Genomic DNA, 16,463 nt, shown 5'->3' with positions numbered 1-16,463 from the left:
AGACGATGCGAATAATCGCTTTTTTCACGGATTTTTTAAACGTTCGGCCAGAGAAGTCGCCAGTTGCGCCGTCAGGCCGTAGACCGACAACTGCGGGTTTGCGCCAATGCTGGTAGGGAATAGCGAGCCGTCATGAATCGATAGATTGGCCAATTGATGGTGCCGGCCGAGGCTGTCGGTCACGGCATTTTTCGGATCTTCGCCCATCGCGCAACCCCCCATCACATGCGCGCTGCCCAAACGAGTGCGGTACAACTCCAGGCTTAGACCGTCAATCAGCGTGCGTGCCTCGGCGAGGGTTTTGACGTAGCGCGCGTCGGCGTGCATCGGCATCACCGCCCGGGCGCCGCCGGCGAACTGGATCTCGGCCATCGTGTGGAATGCCCGGCGCAACCCGTCCCAGGTATAAGGCGAGATTTGGTAATCGAGTACTGGCGTGTCGTCGCTGCGTAATTCGACGTTGCCACCCTGGCTGTCCGGGTGAAAACCGTCGCGCAGCAGTGCCAGCATGGCGTGCGTGTGCGGCAGGTTGGTCATGTGCCCGGCGTTTTCTTCGCCAAAGCCCCCGAGTAATGTCGCGGCCAGCGCCGGGTGTAGCGGTGGAACTTCCAGTTTGTAGGCCATGGGGCCGGTAGTGCCGTTCTGCCATTGGAAATGATCGGAATAAATGGACTGCGGCGCGCCATAGAACGGGTTGACGACCTCGTCGAACAACGCAGCGGACATGTTCACCGGATGCAGGAACGTGCGTTTGCCCAAGCGTTCGTGCGGATCAGGTGCTCTGGAACGCATCAACAAGCCTGGTGAGTTGATGCCACCGCCGGCCAGCACGTAATGCCGCGCCGTGACCATGATCTTGCGACCGGTGGGTTCGACGCAGCGCTCGTCCATCGCCACGCAATGCAGGCCGGTGACTTTGTCGCCGCTGATGACGAGTTTTTCGGCGCGGGCCAGGTAAAGCAACTCGCCGCCCTTTTCCAGGGTCGCTGGAATGGTCGTGACCATCATCGATTGCTTGGCGTTGGTCGGGCAGCCCATGCCGCAATAGCCGAGGTTCCAGCAGCCGCGCACGTTGCGCGGGATGACATGCCAGCTGTAGCCGAGTTTTTCGCAGCCTTTGCGGATCACGTCGTTGTTGGCATTGGGCGGGACCATCCACGGCGCGACGCCCAGACGCTGCTCCATTTTTTCGAACCACGGCGCCATGTCGGCCGGGCTGTGACCCTTGACGTTGTGCTCTTTGGCCCAATGCTCCAGGGTCGGTTGCGGAGTGCGAAAACTGGAAGTCCAGTTGATCAGCGTGGTGCCGCCCACCGCCCGGCCCTGAAGGATGGTGATCGCGCCATCCTTGCTCATGCGCCCGATGCCTTCCTGATAGAGACTGGCGTAGGCCTGGTCTTCGAGCAGTTTGAAGTCGCTGCTGGTCTTGAGCGGACCTTCCTCGATCAGCAGCACTTTGTAGCCGGCTGCGCTGAGGATTTCGGCGGTGGTGCCGCCACCGGCACCGCTGCCGATGATCGCCACATCCGCTTCGAGGGTCAGGTCCTGGTTCAGTTGCGAACCGTTATGGGTTTTCCAGCCACGGGCCATGCCTTCGCGGAACGGATCGGGTACGGGCATCTTCGGGTTCTCTTATTGTTCTGGATATTTTGGTGAGGCAGATGACGCCTTCGCTGCAGCAGGAGCGAGGCTTGCCCGCGAAAGGCTCGATACGGTTTTCAAACCGTCGGCGGTCCGGGATAGCCGCAATGCGCCCACGATTCCTGGCGGCCGTACCAGGCCATCATCACCAGTTGCAGCAAAGAGCTGTGTCCCATGCGCAGCAAGTTCAGCGAGCTGTTTTCCCAGCGATCGAGGAAGTGCCGGATATCGTCGGCGCTGGCGTTTTCCCAGCTGCCCCAGATCCCGGTCAACGGACCGCGTGTGACAGCCATGCCCAGCACATCGAACAGTTGCCGGGTCAGCTTGAGCATTTCCGGCGACAGGTGATCGAGGTTGTAGTCCAGACTTTTCAACGTGCCATCGACCGCAGCCGGCATGCGTTCGGCGGTCACCGCACCGTCAAGCATTACCGGAAGCAAGGCCCGCAAAAACAGCAGATCGCCGCTGCGCAACGCCGCGAAACCACTTTGCGGTGCTCCCGAAGAGCAACCCGTGAGGCTGGCACCCAATCCGGCGGTGGCGAGAAAGGCGCTGGCGCCGAGGCTGAACTTGAGCAGGCCGCGCCGTGACAACGCGGGAGTATCGGACAGGCTTGGGTTCATTATTGTTATTACCCGAGGGTGACGATCGTTAGCGAATAAACAGCTTCTGGATCAGTTTCTGAATGGATTTACCGTACGGCGGATAGATCAGTTTCGCCGCGTTGAAGCGCTGTTTGATCAGCACACCCTTGGCCTTGCTGAAGGTGAGGAAGCCTTCGTGCCCGTGGTAGTGACCCATGCCCGAAGCACCGATGCCGCCGAAAGGCATGTCATCCTGAGCCACATGCAGCAGCGTGTCGTTGAGGCACACGCCACCGGAGTGGGTCTCGTGCAGCACGCGTTTTTGCTCGCGCTTGTCGTAACCGAAGTAATACAGCGCCAGCGGGCGAGGGCGTTGGTTGATGTAGGCAAACGCCTGATCGAGATCCCGATACGGGACGATCGGCAGCAGCGGGCCGAAGATTTCGTCCTGCATCACGGTCATGTCATCGCTGACGTTGAGCAACAGGCTATGGCCCATGCGACGGCCCTGGCTTTGCTCGAACAGAGGAATCAGCAACGCACCCTTGCTGGTGGCATCGCTGACGTAGCCATTGAGCCGAGCCAGTTGTCGATCATTGATGATTGCCGTGTAGTCCGGGTTGTCAGTCAGCGTCGGATAAAACCCGCGCACAGCCGAGCGATAGGCTTCAACGAAGCCACCGACACGATCCTCCGGCACCAGCACGTAGTCCGGAGCCACGCAGGTCTGTCCGGCATTGAGGGTCTTGCCGAACGCGATGCGTTCGGCGGCGTCCTTGAGCGGCACATCGTGGGACACAATGGCCGGAGACTTGCCACCCAGTTCCAGTGTCACCGGTGTCAGGTTTTCCGCCGCCGCGCGCATCACGTGCTTACCGATGCTGGTGGCGCCAGTGAACAACAGGTGATCGAAACGCAGGCGGGAAAATGCCACGCCGATATCGGCCTCGCCCAGCACGACGCAGACCAGGTCTTCGGGGAAGATCCGCGCCAACAACTGCTTCATCAGCAAACCGGTGGCCGGGGTGGATTCGCTGAGCTTGAGCATCACCCGGTTACCCGCCGACAGCGCACCCACCATCGGGCCGATCGCCAGGTACAACGGGTAATTCCACGGCACGATCACCCCGACCACGCCCAGCGGCTGATAAACCACTTTGGCCGAGGCTGGTTGAAAGGCAACGCCGACCTTGCGCCGCGACGCACGCATCCAGCCTTTGAGGTGCTGGCTGGCGTAATGGATGCCGTGCAGGCTGGGCATCAATTCAGCGAGCAGGGTCTCATCGGCGCTGCGATGGCTGAAGTCCTGGCTGATCGCGTCAATCAAGGCCTGGCGCTCGCTGTTCAGCAAGTCGCGCAGTGCCTTGAGCCACTGTTGGCGCTGGGCGGCAGGGGGCATCGGGTTGGCGGCATACGCTGCACGTTGTGCTTCGAACAGCGCCTGAAGCTCGTCCAGAGGCTGCTGTAGGTTTTGCAGGTAGGAAATTTCAGCAGTCATGGTCAGCTCCGGATTTATTCTAATGAGGCACTTTTTAGAGTCTATGCTCTAAAAAGTCAAATGCCTTCGTCGCGCAGTGATGTTCCATCCGCTTGCGGATAGGTCGTAAGATGCCCATCAACGCACTCTGAATTAAAGCTCAAGCCATGGCCCCACGGATCAAAACCAGCGAGCGCATCGTGCAGAACAGCCTGGAGCTGTTCAATCAACAGGGCGAGCGCAGCATCAGCACCAACCACATTGCTGCCCACATGGAGATTTCCCCGGGCAACCTGTACTACCACTTCCCGAACAAGCAGGCGATCATCGCCGTGCTGTTCAGCGAGTACGAAACCCTGGTGGACAGCTTTCTGCGCCCGCCACAGGGCCGCGCCGCGACGGTGGAAGACAAGCGCTTCTATCTCAAGGAGTTGCTCTCGGCGATGTGGGGTTACCGGTTTTTGCATCGCGACCTCGAGCATTTGCTCGACAGCGATCCGGAACTGGCCGCCCGTTACCGGCGCTTTTCCCAGCGCTGCGTGATTCAGGGCATGGCGATCTACGAAGGTTTCGTTGCCGCTGGCATCTTGAAGATGGATCGTGTGCAGATCGAGTCCCTGACCCTCAATGCCTGGATCATCCTCACTTCCTGGGTGCGCTTTCTGTGCACCACGCGGGAAAATTCCAGTCATCTGAGCGAGCAGGCGATCAAGCGCGGCGTGTATCAGGTACTGGTACTGGAAGCCGGATTCGTCACGGATGAGGCGCGCGAAGCGGTCAACGCCTTGTTTGAAGAGTTTTACGTGCCGTTGGCTCAGGCGCTGGAAGAGGTTTGAGCCAGCGCGTGCAGCAGGATTGAATTGCGTTTAATCACAGGAGCCCGCTATGCCCATCGCGCAACTGATCAGCCCACAAGCGCTGGACTTGAAAAAGGACCAGCCGGGGTTGGTGATTCTCGATTGTCGCTTTGCCCTTGAAGACCCGGATTACGGGCAGCGCAGCTATGCCGAGGGCCACATCAACGGGTCGAGCTTTGCCGATCTCGAACGTGATCTGAGCGGCAAAGTGGTGAAGGGCGTGACCGGGCGTCATCCGCTGCCTGAACCGGCCGAATTGATCGAGCGTCTGCAAGCCTGGGGCATCAACAATGACAGTGAAGTGATTTTGTACGATGACGGCCCAGGCGCCTTCGCGGCTCGCGCCTGGTGGTTGCTGGCCTGGCTGGGCAAACGTGACGGCGTGTTCATTCTTGATGGCGGGCTAAAGGCCTGGCACGCGGCGGGTTTGCCGCTGAGCCTGGATGCGCCCTCGATCACTCGCGGCACGTTCAGTGGCGCCCCGGATGCTTCGTTGCTGCTCAGTGCCGAACAACTGCAAAAGCGTCTCGCGCAACCAGAACTGACCCTGCTCGATGCCCGCGCACTGCCGCGCTTCAAGGGTGAAATGGAACCGATCGATCCGGTCGCCGGGCACATTCCCGGTGCACAATGTGCGGCGTTTACCGACAACCTCGGCGCAGATGGGCGGTTTCTGCCGGCTGATCAGCTCAAGCAGCGCTTCGCCGCAAAACTTGCCGACCGTTCGCCGAACGATCTGGTGGCGTACTGCGGTTCCGGTGTGACGGCTTGCCATAACCTGTTCGCATTGTGCCTGGCGGGGTATCCGCTGGGTGCGTTGTACGCCGGTTCTTGGAGCGAGTGGATCAATGATCCTGCGCGGGGCATCGCAGTAGGCGAGTGAAGAACAAAGGATCGATACGCTCGCAGCTCCCTTCGTATGCCTACGCCCGGCCTGCGTTGTCCAGCCACTGGGGGATGCGTCGTTCCAGGTAGTAACCCGGTTGCCTGACCGAGCCGTCGACGAACCCGACGTGTCCGCCCTTGGCCTGCAGTTCAAATTGCGTACAGGCCGATAACTCATCGGTTTGCGGCAGGCTGTGGGGGAAGACGAAGGGATCGTCGGCCGCCTGAATGATCAGGGTCGGTGTGCGAATCTCCCCGAGAAAGTAGCGACTCGATGCGCGGCGGTAGTAATCCTCGGCATCCACGAAACCGTTCAGTGGCGCGGTCACCCGGCCATCGAAATCCCAGAACGTGCGCATGTTTTCCAATGAACCGAGCGCGGCCAGTGCCGCCAGGCCGTCTTCCCGGCCGTCATGCTGGAACTGGCGCTGCTTGTTCTTGATGTAGGCCAGCATTTCGCGCATGAAGTGCGCCTGGTAGACCTTGGAAAAACCCTGGCCGATCCGGTCGGCGCACTGGTCCAGTCGGAACGGCACTGACACGGCCACCGCGCCAAGTACGCCGCTGTCACTGCCGGTTTCACCCAGGTGTTTGAGCAGGACATTGCCACCCAGGGAATAACCGACCGCATAGAGCGGCGCGAGTGGCCGCTTGGCCCGCAGATGTTTGATGGTTTCGGCCAGATCTTCGCTGGCGCCGGAATGGTAGCTGCGCGGCAACAGATTGGGTTCGCCCGAGCAGCCGCGCCAGTTCAGCGCGACGCTGGCCCAGCCCCGATCAGCCAAGGCTTTTTGCATGCCGGCCACGTAGGGCGAATTCGATGAACCGGTCAGCCCGTGCAGCACCAGCACCAACGGCGCTTCGGCGCTGTGCGGGCCGTACCAGTCGAGATCGAGAAAATCACCGTCTTCGAGCCACAGGCGTTCGCGGTCGCGGTCGATGTGCACGGTTTTACGCCACAGCGGCCCCCACAAGGTTTGCAGGTGCGGGTTGCCGATGCCGAAGGCGGGGGTGAAGGAGGGCGGTGCGGGGTGCGGTTGCACAGTCATTCTCGGTGGATGTGTTCATGAGTCTGCCGGAAGACGCGGCGGGACAGCGCCGCGACCGCGTCACCCTGGCAGTCTAACTTGCCACAATCTCACCGGGCACGCGACACATCGCATTGGTTGCGCTTTCGCTCGGCTCGGGCAGCGGTTGTTGATCTGCCCTGGGTCCCAGGATGACCGCCTGCCATTGTCCAGAGTGGTAATGCCGGTTGAGTGCGCTCTTGATTGATGTGAGGTTCAGCTTCGAGGCCGCTTGCGCGTCAAAATCCAGGTCCAGCGGCAGATTGTGTGTGCTGATGGCGTACAACTGTCTCAAGATCTGCGCATTGGTTGCGCTGTTCAACGGCGCGCTACCAATCAGTTGCTGTTGGCTGTCTTCAAGTTCCCGTTGGGTCGGCCCGTGGTTGAGAAATTCGCTGAACATTGTCTCGATGTGGGCCAGCACGGCATCGGCCTGCTCGGGTCTGGTCTGTATTTCGATGGAGAGAAGCCCTTGTGCCTGAAGGGCTGAGAGTTCGGCCTCAACGTGATAGGTCAAGCCTCGGCGTTCTCGCAGTTCATTGGTCAGTCGTTTGCTGAAAACCAGCATGGCTGTCTGCAGCGCGACGTAATCCGGATTGCTTCGCAGGACACTTGGCTGGGCCAGGCGCAAGTAAGCCTGAGTCGATGTCCGCTCAACGCGCAGCAGACCTGAAGCGGTCGGGCTGGTCGCGGGTCGAATCGCAGCAATGGCCGGCCCCTTGGGCAAGGCCGCGGCTATCTGCGCACCAATGTGCTGGGCTTCCTCTTCGGTGAGGTCGCCGACCAGTGTGATTTGGGCATTGCCCACGGCATAGGCCTCGCGATGAAAGTCCTCCACCTGGGTGCGAGTGATGGAGGCAAGGCTGGCCCGGGTTCCGAAGAACGACTGAGCATAACCGTGGTCGGGAAACAGCTGGCCGAGGTTCGCGTGGCGGGCTTGAATGGCGTGGGACTGGTCTTCGCGATCCAGAACGTACTGCAATTGTGATTTGACTGCGGCCATGGAGGCCTCCGGCAGCATCGGCTTGCCGAGGATTTGGGCAAACAAATCCAGGGCTGGTGTGCGTCGTGATTCGTCACTCAAGCTACGCAGGGAAAACCACGTCCGATCCTGGCTGATCCCCATATCCATCTTTGCGCCCAAGTTATCGAAGGTCGCCTGTATGGCATTGACGTCCTTGCCCGCCACACCTTCATTCAACAGACTGAAGGTCAACGCTGCCAGGCCCGGTTGATGTGCTGTGTGGGCGCTGCCGGCGGCAAAGCTTACGAGGGTGTCGAACATCGGCAAGCCAGGGGTACGGATGAACAGGATCTTGGTGCCGCTGAAAGTCTTGTAACCCTTGATCGATAGCGTGCGTTGGAACGCAGGCGCTTGTGCTTCGCTGAGCGATTGCAGCACCGGTTTTGGGGGCGCCGTGATTGCAGCGGCATTGGCCTGAACGCTGAGCAGCATGCTTGCCAGTATCAATCCATTGATCAAGCCTTTGAACTTATCCATTGTTCTTCTCCGGCAGGATTTTCGCGGTACTCAGGCGCTCACGCGTCAGATAAGTCTGTGCCACCTGTTGAATATCCAGCGGTGTGACCTTGTTCAGCTCTTGCGTATCCAGATCGGCAAGCCGCCAGTCCAGGCCAATGGTCTGCAAAAGACCCAGGTTGTGGGCTTGTCTCTGCAGGTCGTCCTGCGCATAAACCAGGTTGGCGATCAGCAGGTTTTTCGCGCGTTCCAGTTCTGCCGGTTCCGGTGCCTTGCTTTTGAGTGATTCGATCACCTGCCACACACGGGTGAGGGCTGCGTCAGCATCATTGAGCTTGTCCGCATTGAGCTGCATGCTGATCGTCAGTAACGAGTCGCCGCGATTGAAGGCGTCGTATTCCGAGAGGACCTCGGTGAATATTGACTCGCTCAGTTGCAGTCGCTGTTTGATGCGTGCGCTATTGGAACCGGCCAGTAACATATCGAGCAGGCGCAGGGCATGGGCGGTCCGACGATCCAGAGCCGTGGCCAGGCTTGGCGCGTTGAAACTCATGATCAAGCGCGGGGACGCCACGGGTGCATGCAGGGTCAGCGATCGTTCGCCGGCAGAAGTGAGTTCGACGGGGGCAGGGGCCGCCGGTGTCGTGCCTCGCTCAAGGTGGCCGAAATACTGCCGTGCAAGGGCCTTGATCTGCTCGGGCTGGACATCGCCAACGACCACCAGGGTTGCATTGCCCGGCGAATACCAGGCCTTGTACCACTGCTGCAATTGCGCGGTATTCATTCGTTGCAGGTCATGCATCCAGCCAATCGTCGGGGTGCGATAGCCGCTGGCCGGGTGGGCGATGCTGTTCAGTCTTTCTTGAGCCAGCACGGTGATTTCATCATCGACGTACATCCGCCGCTCTTCCTGAATGACCTTGAGCTCCGGTGTGAAGTCCTGCGGATCCAGCTCGGCCGTACTCATCAGATCGGCGAGAATTTCGAACGCGACGCCGACGCGGCCGGAAGCGAGTGTCTGGTAAAAAACCGTGAAATCAGGGCCTGTATAGGCGTTTTGGCTGGCGCCCAGACTTTCCAGTATCGCCTCGAATTCTCCAGCGCAGGCCTTGCTGCTGCCTTTGTAGACCATGTGTTCGAGGGCATGGGACAGGCCCGACTGGCCGGGCGGCTCGTAGCTTGAACCGGCCTTGATCCACAGCTGAGCGGTGACGATTGGGGAGCGATGGTCCTCGCGCACGACGACCTTGAGGCCGTTATCCAGCACGAAGTCTTGCGTCGCAGGGGGTGTGGCAGCGCTGGCCATGAGCGGCAGCCAGGCGATAAATGGCAGTACAAAAATGCAGCAGGAGATGTTCATCCGTGTTCATCCTCAGTGGTTTGCAGGGTTATGCGCAAACCACTGTGGATGATCCGTAAGGACGTCAGGCGGTAACTATGTAGTGCTCCTCACAATCGCAACGTCAGGCGCCGCGCTGCCACAACGAGTAATACACTCGCCCGGATTTCTGCTCCCGGTGCAGGCGCCAGTTCTGCGGCAGGCCCAGGGTTGACGGCGCTGACTCGCTTTCGGTGTATATCCAGGCATCGTCGGCCAGCCATTGGCGCTCTTCGAGCAGGGCGCAAACGGCGGGCAACAGGTTCTGGTTGAACGGCGGGTCGAGGAACACCAGGTCGTAGGGCGTGGCGGTCTGGGTTTCCAGGTAGCGCAGGGCGTCAGCGGTCTGAACCTGGCCGGTGGTGCAGCGCAATGTGCCCAGATGTTCCTTGAGGCTCGACACCGCGAGGCTGCTGGCGTCCAGCGCCTGACCCATGGCCGCGCCACGGGACAGGGCTTCGAGGAACAGCGCGCCGCTGCCGGTGAACGGGTCCAGCACTTTGGCGCCTGGAACGTAAGGTGCGAGCCAGTTGAACAGGGTTTCACGCACCCGGTCCGGCGTCGGACGCAGACCCGGCGCATCGGGGAAGCTCAGTTTACGGCTGCGCCATTCGCCGCCGATGATGCGCAGCTGGTTCACGCCGTTGTGCACGTTATGGACGGGTTTTTTGGGACGGGAAGTAGCCATTAATGCTCCGGAACCCCGAGCGGTTGCTCGGCAGGTTTATCAGTAGGGGCCGGCAGCGGCTTTTGCGGCACGGTCGGGCCAGCGCTGACGATGACCATTTTGTCCGTGCTCAAGTGTTTGTTCATAGCCGCTTTGACTTGCTCGACGGTCAGGTTCTGCGACTGTTGCATGAAGTCTTCCAGGTGGCTCAGCGGCAAGTCATAGAAGCCAATGGCACCCAGTTGACCGACGATGTCGGCGTTGCTGGCGGTGGACAGCGGGAAGCTGCCGGCCAGTTCACGCTTGGCGTCGTCGAGTTCTTTCTCGGTCGGACCGGTTGCAAGGTAGTCCGCGAGGACGTCCTGCACCAGTTTCAGAGTGCCTTCGCTCATTTCGGCGCGGGTCTGCACGTTGATCATGAACGGGCCACGCGCCTGCATCGGGCTGAAGCCCGAATATATGCCATAGGCCAGGCCGCGCTTCTCGCGCACTTCGCTCATCAGTCGAGTACCGAAACCGCCACCACCGAGGATCTGGTTGCCCATGGACAGTGCGGCGTAGTCCGGATCATCACGATCGATGCCCAGTTGCGCAAGCATCAGGTTGGTCTGTTTGGACGGGAACTCGATGTGGCCGATGCTGGCCTTGGGTTCGGTCGGTTGGGCGATTTTCGGCAGGGCCGGACCTTTGGGCAGGGCGCTGGACACCTGCGCGGCCATGGCCTCGGCTTCGGCGCGGGACAGATCGCCAACCAGTGCGATGACTACGTTGCCCGCGGCATAGGCTTTTTCGTGGAAAGCGCGCAGTTGCGCGAGGGTCACCTCGGGAATGGACTTTGCCGTGCCATCACTGGCGTGCGCATAGGGGTGATCGCCGTACAAGCGGTTCATCAACTCCAGGCTGGCCAGTTTGCCGGGGTTCTGTTTCTGGTATTCGAAGCCGGCGAGCAACTGGTTCTTGATACGGGTAAATGAGTCGGCCGGAAAGGTTGGCTTGCCGACGACTTGCGCAAACAGCTGCAAGGCCGGTTCACGTTTGTCCGTTGCACTGAGGCTGCGCAGCGATGCAACCGCCATGTCTTTGTAAGCGCCATTGCCGAAATCGGCTCCCAGACCCTCGAAACCCTGGGCGATGGCGCTGACGTCTTTGCCGGCCACACCCTCGTTGAGCATGGCGTTGGTCAGCACGGCCAGGCCGGGCGCGCTGCCATCCTGGCTGCTGCCGGCGGCGAAGATCAGGCGCATATCGAACATCGGCAGTTCACGGGCTTCGACGAACAACACTTTGGCACCTTCGGCGGTGTTCCAGGTCTGCACGTCGAGTTTGCGGCGGCTCGGTGCCTTGCCGTTGAGTTCGGTCAGCGATTGCAGCTTCTGGCTGGCCTTGGCCTTGTCCAGGGCTTCGCTGGCATTGGATTCGTCGGTTTTCGAAAAATAGAACGCGGCAGAGCCGATCAGCGCAACGGCGATCAGGCCGAACAGGGCCAGGCGCGGTTTTTTACGCTCACTCATGAGTCGTCTCCTCTGGCAGAACATGGGCGACGCTGAGACGTTCGCGGGTGAAATACAGCTTGGCGGCATTCTGGATATCTTGCGGGGTCACGCTTTCCAGATCGGCGAGCTCGGTATCCATCAGTTTCCAGGACAGCCCGACCGTTTCCAGTTGGCCAATGGCCGTGGCCTGGCTGGTGATCGAGTCGCGCTCGTAAACCAGGCCGGCGATGACCTGTGCCCGCACACGCTCCAGTTCTTCAGTGGTCGGCGCAGTGGTTTTCAGCTGTTCAAGCAGCTTCCACAAACCGGCTTCGGCCTGGGCAATGGTCTTGTTTTTCTGGCTGTTGGGCGTTGCCGACAGCGTGAACAGGCTATCGCCGCGGGTGTAGGCGTCGTAGCTCGACGAGCCGCCGGACACCAATTCTTCGCCGCGCTCCAGTTGGGTCGGGATACGTGCGCTGTAGCCGCCATCGAGCAGCGCGGAAATCAGGCGCAAGGCGTTCACCGAGCGTTTGTCTTCGGCGGTGGCGATACTCGGCACATTGAATGCCAGCATCAGGCTGGGCAATTGGGTCTTCACGTGCAAGGTGATCTGGCGCTCGCCGGGTTCGGCCAGTTCCAGCGGTTTTTTCGCGGCAGGCACGTCACGCTTGGCGATTGGGCCGAAATAGCGTTGGGCCAGGGTTTTGACTTCTTCGGGTGTCACGTCGCCAACCACCACCAGCGTGGCGTTGTTCGGCACGTACCAGGATTCATACCAGTGGCGCAGCTCTTCGACTTTCATGCGCTCCAGGTCTGCCATCCAGCCGATGGTCGGCGTGTGATAGCCGCTGGCCGGGTAGGCCATGGCCTTGAAACGTTCGTAAGCCTTGGACATCGGTTTGTCGTCGGTACGCAGGCGGCGTTCTTCCTTGATGACTTCGATCTCGCGGGCGAACTCGTCCGGTGGCAGGCGCAAGCTGGCCATCCGGTCGGCTTCCAGTTCGAAAGCCACGCCCAGGCGGTCGCGGGCCAGCACCTGGTAGTAGGCGGTGAAATCGTCGCTGGTGAAGGCGTTCTCTTCGGCGCCGAGGTCGCGCAGGATCAACGACGCTTCGCCAGGGCCGACTTTCTCGCTACCCTTGAACATCATGTGTTCCAGGGCATGGGACAGGCCGGTCTGACCCGGTGTCTCGTAGCTGGAGCCGACCTTGTACCAGACTTGGGAAACCACCACCGGCGCACGATGGTCTTCGCGCACGACGACCTTCAAGCCGTTGTCGAGGGTGAACTCGTGGGTGGGTTGCGGGTCGGCAGCCAGGGCCGAGAGGGGCAGACAAACTGTGCTGAGCAGCAGGCCTGCGGCGCGGCGGGCTAGAGCATTCATTCGTGTTTAAACCTGTTGGGCTGCCCGCTAGGTCTTAGCGTCGGCGGGCGAGAGGGTGCTAGGATACTGATCCGTTTTACTGGCGGCCACGCCTATCAGACCTTTGTGTGTGATCAGGTTGTTTGGGTTTGCGGCAGAAAGCTATGGTTTATCAACTAAACTCTGCGTTTTCGCCGATTATTACGCTTCAGTCCTTCGTGAAGTCGTTTTTTGCAAGGTGCCCGATTGCACCTCGACAAAATGTTGCGCGTGAACAAGCTGTAGCAATCGCAGTCTGTTCTGCATCGAATATTTATTTGCCGGGGCGCCCGTTGGCGCGTCGCTACCGTGAGATAGCCGTCCTCCATGTTTGGTTCCAACGACGACAAGAAGACCCCAGCTACGGCTGGCGAAAAGAAAAGCCTGTTCGGATGGCTGCGCAAAAAACCGCAGGAATCCGTCGTCGAACAGCCACAACCACTCCCTGAACCCACACCTGCGCCGGTAATAGAAGAAGCATCAGCGCCGGTCGTCCTGCCAATCGCCGAGCCGGTGCTGCAACCGACCGTCGAACCTGAACCGCAAATCGTTGCCGAACTGCCGCTGACCCCGGCCGCAGAACCCTGGCTGACCTTGCCCGTGGCGGAAGAGCCGGTGGCGTTGGTCGAAGACGAGCTGGCGCCCCATGTAACGCCGCCGATTCCTGCTCCGAGTGCCTTTGCCCCTGAGCCAGTGCCGGTTGTCGCACCGGTCGTTGAAGCGGTCCCGGAACCGGTGGCACCGGTTGTCCAGATGCCTGAGCCCGAACCTGCACCTGCACCTGTCATCGAGCCGGTGGCCGTTGCCCCGGTTGAAGTTCCGGTCGAGCCTGTACGCAGCGAAGAAACCAAAGCCGGTTTTTTTGCCCGACTCAAGCAAGGCTTGTCCAAGACCAGTGCCAGCATCGGCGAAGGCATGGCCAGCCTGTTCCTGGGCAAGAAAGCCATCGATGACGAACTGCTCGATGACCTGGAAACCCGTCTGCTGACCGCCGACGTTGGGGTAGAGGCCACTTCGGTGATCATCCAGCGCCTGACGCAGAAGGTCGCGCGCAAAGAGTTGGCCGATGCCGACGCCCTCTACAAGTCCCTGCAAGCCGAATTGGCGGCGATGCTCAAGCCGGTCGAACAACCGCTGAAAATCGCCTCGCAGAACAAGCCGTTCGTGATCCTGGTGGTGGGCGTCAACGGTGCCGGCAAAACCACGACCATCGGCAAACTGGCGAAGAAACTGCAACTGGAAGGCAAGAAAGTCATGCTCGCCGCCGGTGACACCTTCCGTGCTGCGGCGGTGGAGCAATTGCAGGTCTGGGGTGAGCGCAACAAAATCCCGGTCATTGCCCAGCACACCGGCGCGGATTCGGCTTCGGTCATCTTCGATGCCGTGCAAGCCGCCAAGGCCCGTGGCATCGATGTTCTGATCGCCGACACCGCCGGTCGCCTGCACACCAAAGACAACCTGATGGAAGAGCTGAAAAAGGTCCGCCGGGTGATCGGCAAGCTCGACGCCGACGCGCCACATGAGGTGCTGCTGGTACTCGATGCCGGCACCGGCCAGAACGCTATCAATCAGGCCAAGCAATTCAACCAGACCGTCGAACTGACCGGCCTGGCGCTGACCAAGCTTGATGGTACCGCCAAGGGCGGGGTGATTTTTGCCCTGGCCAAGCAGTTCGGCCTGCCGATCCGCTACATCGGCGTCGGTGAAGGCATCGACGATTTGCGCACTTTTGAAGCTGAACCCTTTGTCCAGGCACTCTTTGCCGAACGGGAGCGTTCATGATTCGTTTCGAACAGGTCGGTAAACGCTACCCGAATGGTCACGTCGGCTTGCATGAGCTGAGCTTTCGAGTCCGTCGTGGCGAGTTTCTGTTTGTCACCGGCCATTCCGGTGCCGGTAAAAGTACGCTGTTGCGGCTGTTGCTGGCGATGGAGCGTCCCACCAGCGGCAAACTGCTGCTCGCCGGTCAGGACCTGAGCACCATCAGCAACGCACAGATCCCATTCCTGCGCCGGCAGATCGGCGTGGTGTTCCAGAACCATCAGTTGCTGTTCGATCGCACGGTGTTCAACAACGTCGCATTGCCGTTGCAGATCCTGGGTTTGTCCAAGGCGGAAATCGCCAAGCGCGTGGACTCGGCGCTGGAACGTGTGGCGCTGTCGGACAAGACCGATTTGTATCCCGGCGACCTGTCCACCGGTCAGCAACAGCGCGTCGGCATCGCCCGCGCCATCGTCCATCGCCCGGCCTTGCTGCTGGCGGACGAACCGACCGGTAACCTCGACCCGCGTCTGGCGGCAGAAATCATGGGGGTGTTCGAAGACATCAACCGCCTGGGCACCAGCGTGCTGATCGCCAGTCACGACCTGGCCCTGATCGCGCGCATGCGCCACCGTATGCTGACGTTGCAACGCGGCCGATTGATTGGCGACGGGGAGGCCGGCGTATGAGTGCGACACGCAGTCCGAAGGTTTCCGAGCGCGTGGCCCCGAAGGCCGCCGATCCGCAGCCGCAGAAGAAAAAGCGCGATGACGATGATGGCCCGGACTTCGCCACACTGTTTCGCGCCTGGATTGAAAGCCATCGTGCCAGCTTGCTGGACAGCTTGCGCCGCCTGGGCAAGCAGCCGATCGGCAGCTTTTTCACCTGCATGGTGATGGCCGTTGCCCTGAGCTTACCCATGGGGCTGTCACTTTTGCTAAGTAACGTCGAGCGTCTGGGCGGTTCCTGGCAGCGTGCGGCGCAGATCTCCCTGTACCTGCAACTCGAAGCCAGCCCGGCTGAAGGTGAATCCCTGCGTGAGCAGATCAAGGCCATGCCCGGTGTGGCGGATGCCGAGTACGTGGGGCGTGATCAGGCTCTGGAAGAGTTCCAGCAGCAGTCCGGCCTGGGCGATGCGCTCAAGGAGTTACCGGAGAACCCGTTGCCCGGCGTGGTCCTGGTGACGCCGAACGAAGTCGACAAGCCTGCACTTGAAGCATTAAGACAAAAACTTTCCGAACTGCCCAGGGTACAACAGGCGCAACTTGATCTAGTCTGGGTCGAGCGTCTGGCAGCCATCCTCAAGCTCGGTGACCGCTTTGTCTTTGGTCTGACCGTGCTTCTGGTTTCTGCATTACTTTTGGTGATAGGCAATACCATTCGTCTTCATATTGAAAACCGCCGCACCGAGATAGAAGTGATTAAACTCGTGGGCGGCACTGACAGCTATGTGCGCAGGCCCTTTCTCTATATGGGTGCGTTGTATGGTTTCGGTGCAGGGCTGCTTTCCTGGGGGCTATTGGCGTTTGGTCTGGACTGGCTGAACGATGCGGTCGTCGGGCTGGCCGGTTTGTATGGCAGCGATTTCGCGCTGGCCGGCGTACCGGTGGCCGATGGTCTGTCTCTCTTGCTTGGCGCGGTGCTGTTGGGTTATATCGGTGCATGGATTGCAGTCGCACGTCATCTCAGGGAGTTGGCGCCGAAGTAGAATCTTTTTTGCGCGTGATTGACCTTGCAGTTTTTAGGGGAACTTGTCTTTTGGTTTCCGGTCAATTTTCGCAGTGCCACT

Annotated in this window: 14 protein-coding genes; 5 read left to right on the top strand and 9 right to left on the bottom strand. The window is 60.4% G+C overall.

From position 1 onward, the window contains the following. Positions 1-24 precede the first annotated feature (24 nt). From D8U73_RS25245 to D8U73_RS25235, 3 genes are all read right to left on the bottom strand, one after another. Positions 25-1,620 (bottom strand): GMC family oxidoreductase, encoded by a 1,596-nt coding sequence (locus D8U73_RS25245; protein ID WP_130906057.1) that lies wholly within the window; start codon positions 1,618-1,620, stop codon positions 25-27. Positions 1,621-1,718: 98 nt separating this feature from the next. Continuing rightward, positions 1,719-2,264, bottom strand: a complete 546-nt coding sequence (locus D8U73_RS25240; RefSeq protein WP_130906056.1) for a twin-arginine translocation pathway signal protein — start codon at positions 2,262-2,264, stop codon at positions 1,719-1,721. Between the two features lie 28 nt (positions 2,265-2,292). Further along, positions 2,293-3,723 carry a coniferyl aldehyde dehydrogenase gene (locus D8U73_RS25235; protein ID WP_130906055.1) on the bottom strand — a complete coding sequence of 477 codons (1,431 nt, stop codon included), beginning with the start codon at positions 3,721-3,723 and terminating at the stop codon, positions 2,293-2,295. 146 nt (positions 3,724-3,869) lie between these two features. On the opposite strand from D8U73_RS25235, the gene D8U73_RS25230 reads away from it, so the two are divergent. Together D8U73_RS25230 and D8U73_RS25225 are read left to right on the top strand one after the other, a co-directional pair. After that, positions 3,870-4,538 (top strand): TetR/AcrR family transcriptional regulator, encoded by a 669-nt coding sequence (locus tag D8U73_RS25230; RefSeq protein WP_056854001.1) that lies wholly within the window; start codon positions 3,870-3,872, stop codon positions 4,536-4,538. Positions 4,539-4,587: 49 nt separating this feature from the next. Further along, positions 4,588-5,442: a sulfurtransferase gene (locus tag D8U73_RS25225; protein ID WP_130906054.1), complete on the top strand. Its 855-nt coding sequence runs from the start codon at positions 4,588-4,590 to the stop codon at positions 5,440-5,442. A 40-nt stretch (positions 5,443-5,482) separates the two neighbouring features. Here the strand turns inward: D8U73_RS25225 and D8U73_RS25220 are convergent, their stop codons facing one another. From D8U73_RS25220 to D8U73_RS25195, 6 genes are all read right to left on the bottom strand, one after another. Next, a complete protein-coding gene (locus D8U73_RS25220; RefSeq protein WP_130906053.1) occupies positions 5,483-6,493 on the bottom strand; it encodes a hydrolase in 1,011 nt (336 codons plus the stop codon). Between the two features lie 73 nt (positions 6,494-6,566). Beyond that, a complete protein-coding gene (locus tag D8U73_RS25215) occupies positions 6,567-8,012 on the bottom strand; it encodes a pitrilysin family protein (protein ID WP_130906052.1) in 1,446 nt (481 codons plus the stop codon). Continuing rightward, positions 8,005-9,351, bottom strand: a complete 1,347-nt coding sequence (locus tag D8U73_RS25210; protein ID WP_130906051.1) for a pitrilysin family protein — start codon at positions 9,349-9,351, stop codon at positions 8,005-8,007. Before D8U73_RS25210 ends, D8U73_RS25215 begins: the two co-directional genes overlap by 8 nt. Before the next feature lie 103 nt (positions 9,352-9,454). Further along, positions 9,455-10,057 (bottom strand): 16S rRNA (guanine(966)-N(2))-methyltransferase RsmD, encoded by a 603-nt coding sequence (gene rsmD / locus D8U73_RS25205; protein ID WP_056853996.1) that lies wholly within the window; start codon positions 10,055-10,057, stop codon positions 9,455-9,457. Then, positions 10,057-11,547, bottom strand: a complete 1,491-nt coding sequence (locus D8U73_RS25200; RefSeq protein ID WP_056853995.1) for a pitrilysin family protein — start codon at positions 11,545-11,547, stop codon at positions 10,057-10,059. The genes rsmD and D8U73_RS25200 overlap by 1 nt, the downstream gene beginning before the upstream one ends. Continuing rightward, a complete protein-coding gene (locus D8U73_RS25195) occupies positions 11,540-12,895 on the bottom strand; it encodes a pitrilysin family protein (RefSeq protein ID WP_056853994.1) in 1,356 nt (451 codons plus the stop codon). Before D8U73_RS25195 ends, D8U73_RS25200 begins: the two co-directional genes overlap by 8 nt. Before the next feature lie 345 nt (positions 12,896-13,240). Here D8U73_RS25195 and ftsY point away from each other — a divergent pair, with 345 nt between their 5' ends. From ftsY to ftsX, 3 genes are read left to right on the top strand one after another with little or no spacing between them, the layout of a single operon-like run. Beyond that, the gene (gene ftsY / locus D8U73_RS25190) at positions 13,241-14,695 is read left to right on the top strand and encodes a signal recognition particle-docking protein FtsY (protein ID WP_056853993.1); all 1,455 of its coding nucleotides are present in this window, start codon (positions 13,241-13,243) and stop codon (positions 14,693-14,695) included. Then, positions 14,692-15,363: a cell division ATP-binding protein FtsE gene (ftsE, locus tag D8U73_RS25185; protein WP_003229148.1), complete on the top strand. Its 672-nt coding sequence runs from the start codon at positions 14,692-14,694 to the stop codon at positions 15,361-15,363. Before ftsY ends, ftsE begins: the two co-directional genes overlap by 4 nt. Next, positions 15,360-16,382, top strand: coding sequence for a permease-like cell division protein FtsX (gene ftsX, locus D8U73_RS25180; RefSeq protein WP_056853992.1), 1,023 nt, complete (start codon positions 15,360-15,362; stop codon positions 16,380-16,382). Before ftsE ends, ftsX begins: the two co-directional genes overlap by 4 nt. The last annotated feature ends 81 nt before the right edge of the window (positions 16,383-16,463 follow it).

Source organism: Pseudomonas sp. Sample_22 (genome assembly GCF_004307635.1).
In the GTDB taxonomy this organism is placed as follows: domain Bacteria; phylum Pseudomonadota; class Gammaproteobacteria; order Pseudomonadales; family Pseudomonadaceae; genus Aquipseudomonas.
The sequence above is the reverse complement of the archived record's forward strand: the minus strand, read 5'-3'. Positions and strand labels throughout refer to the sequence as shown.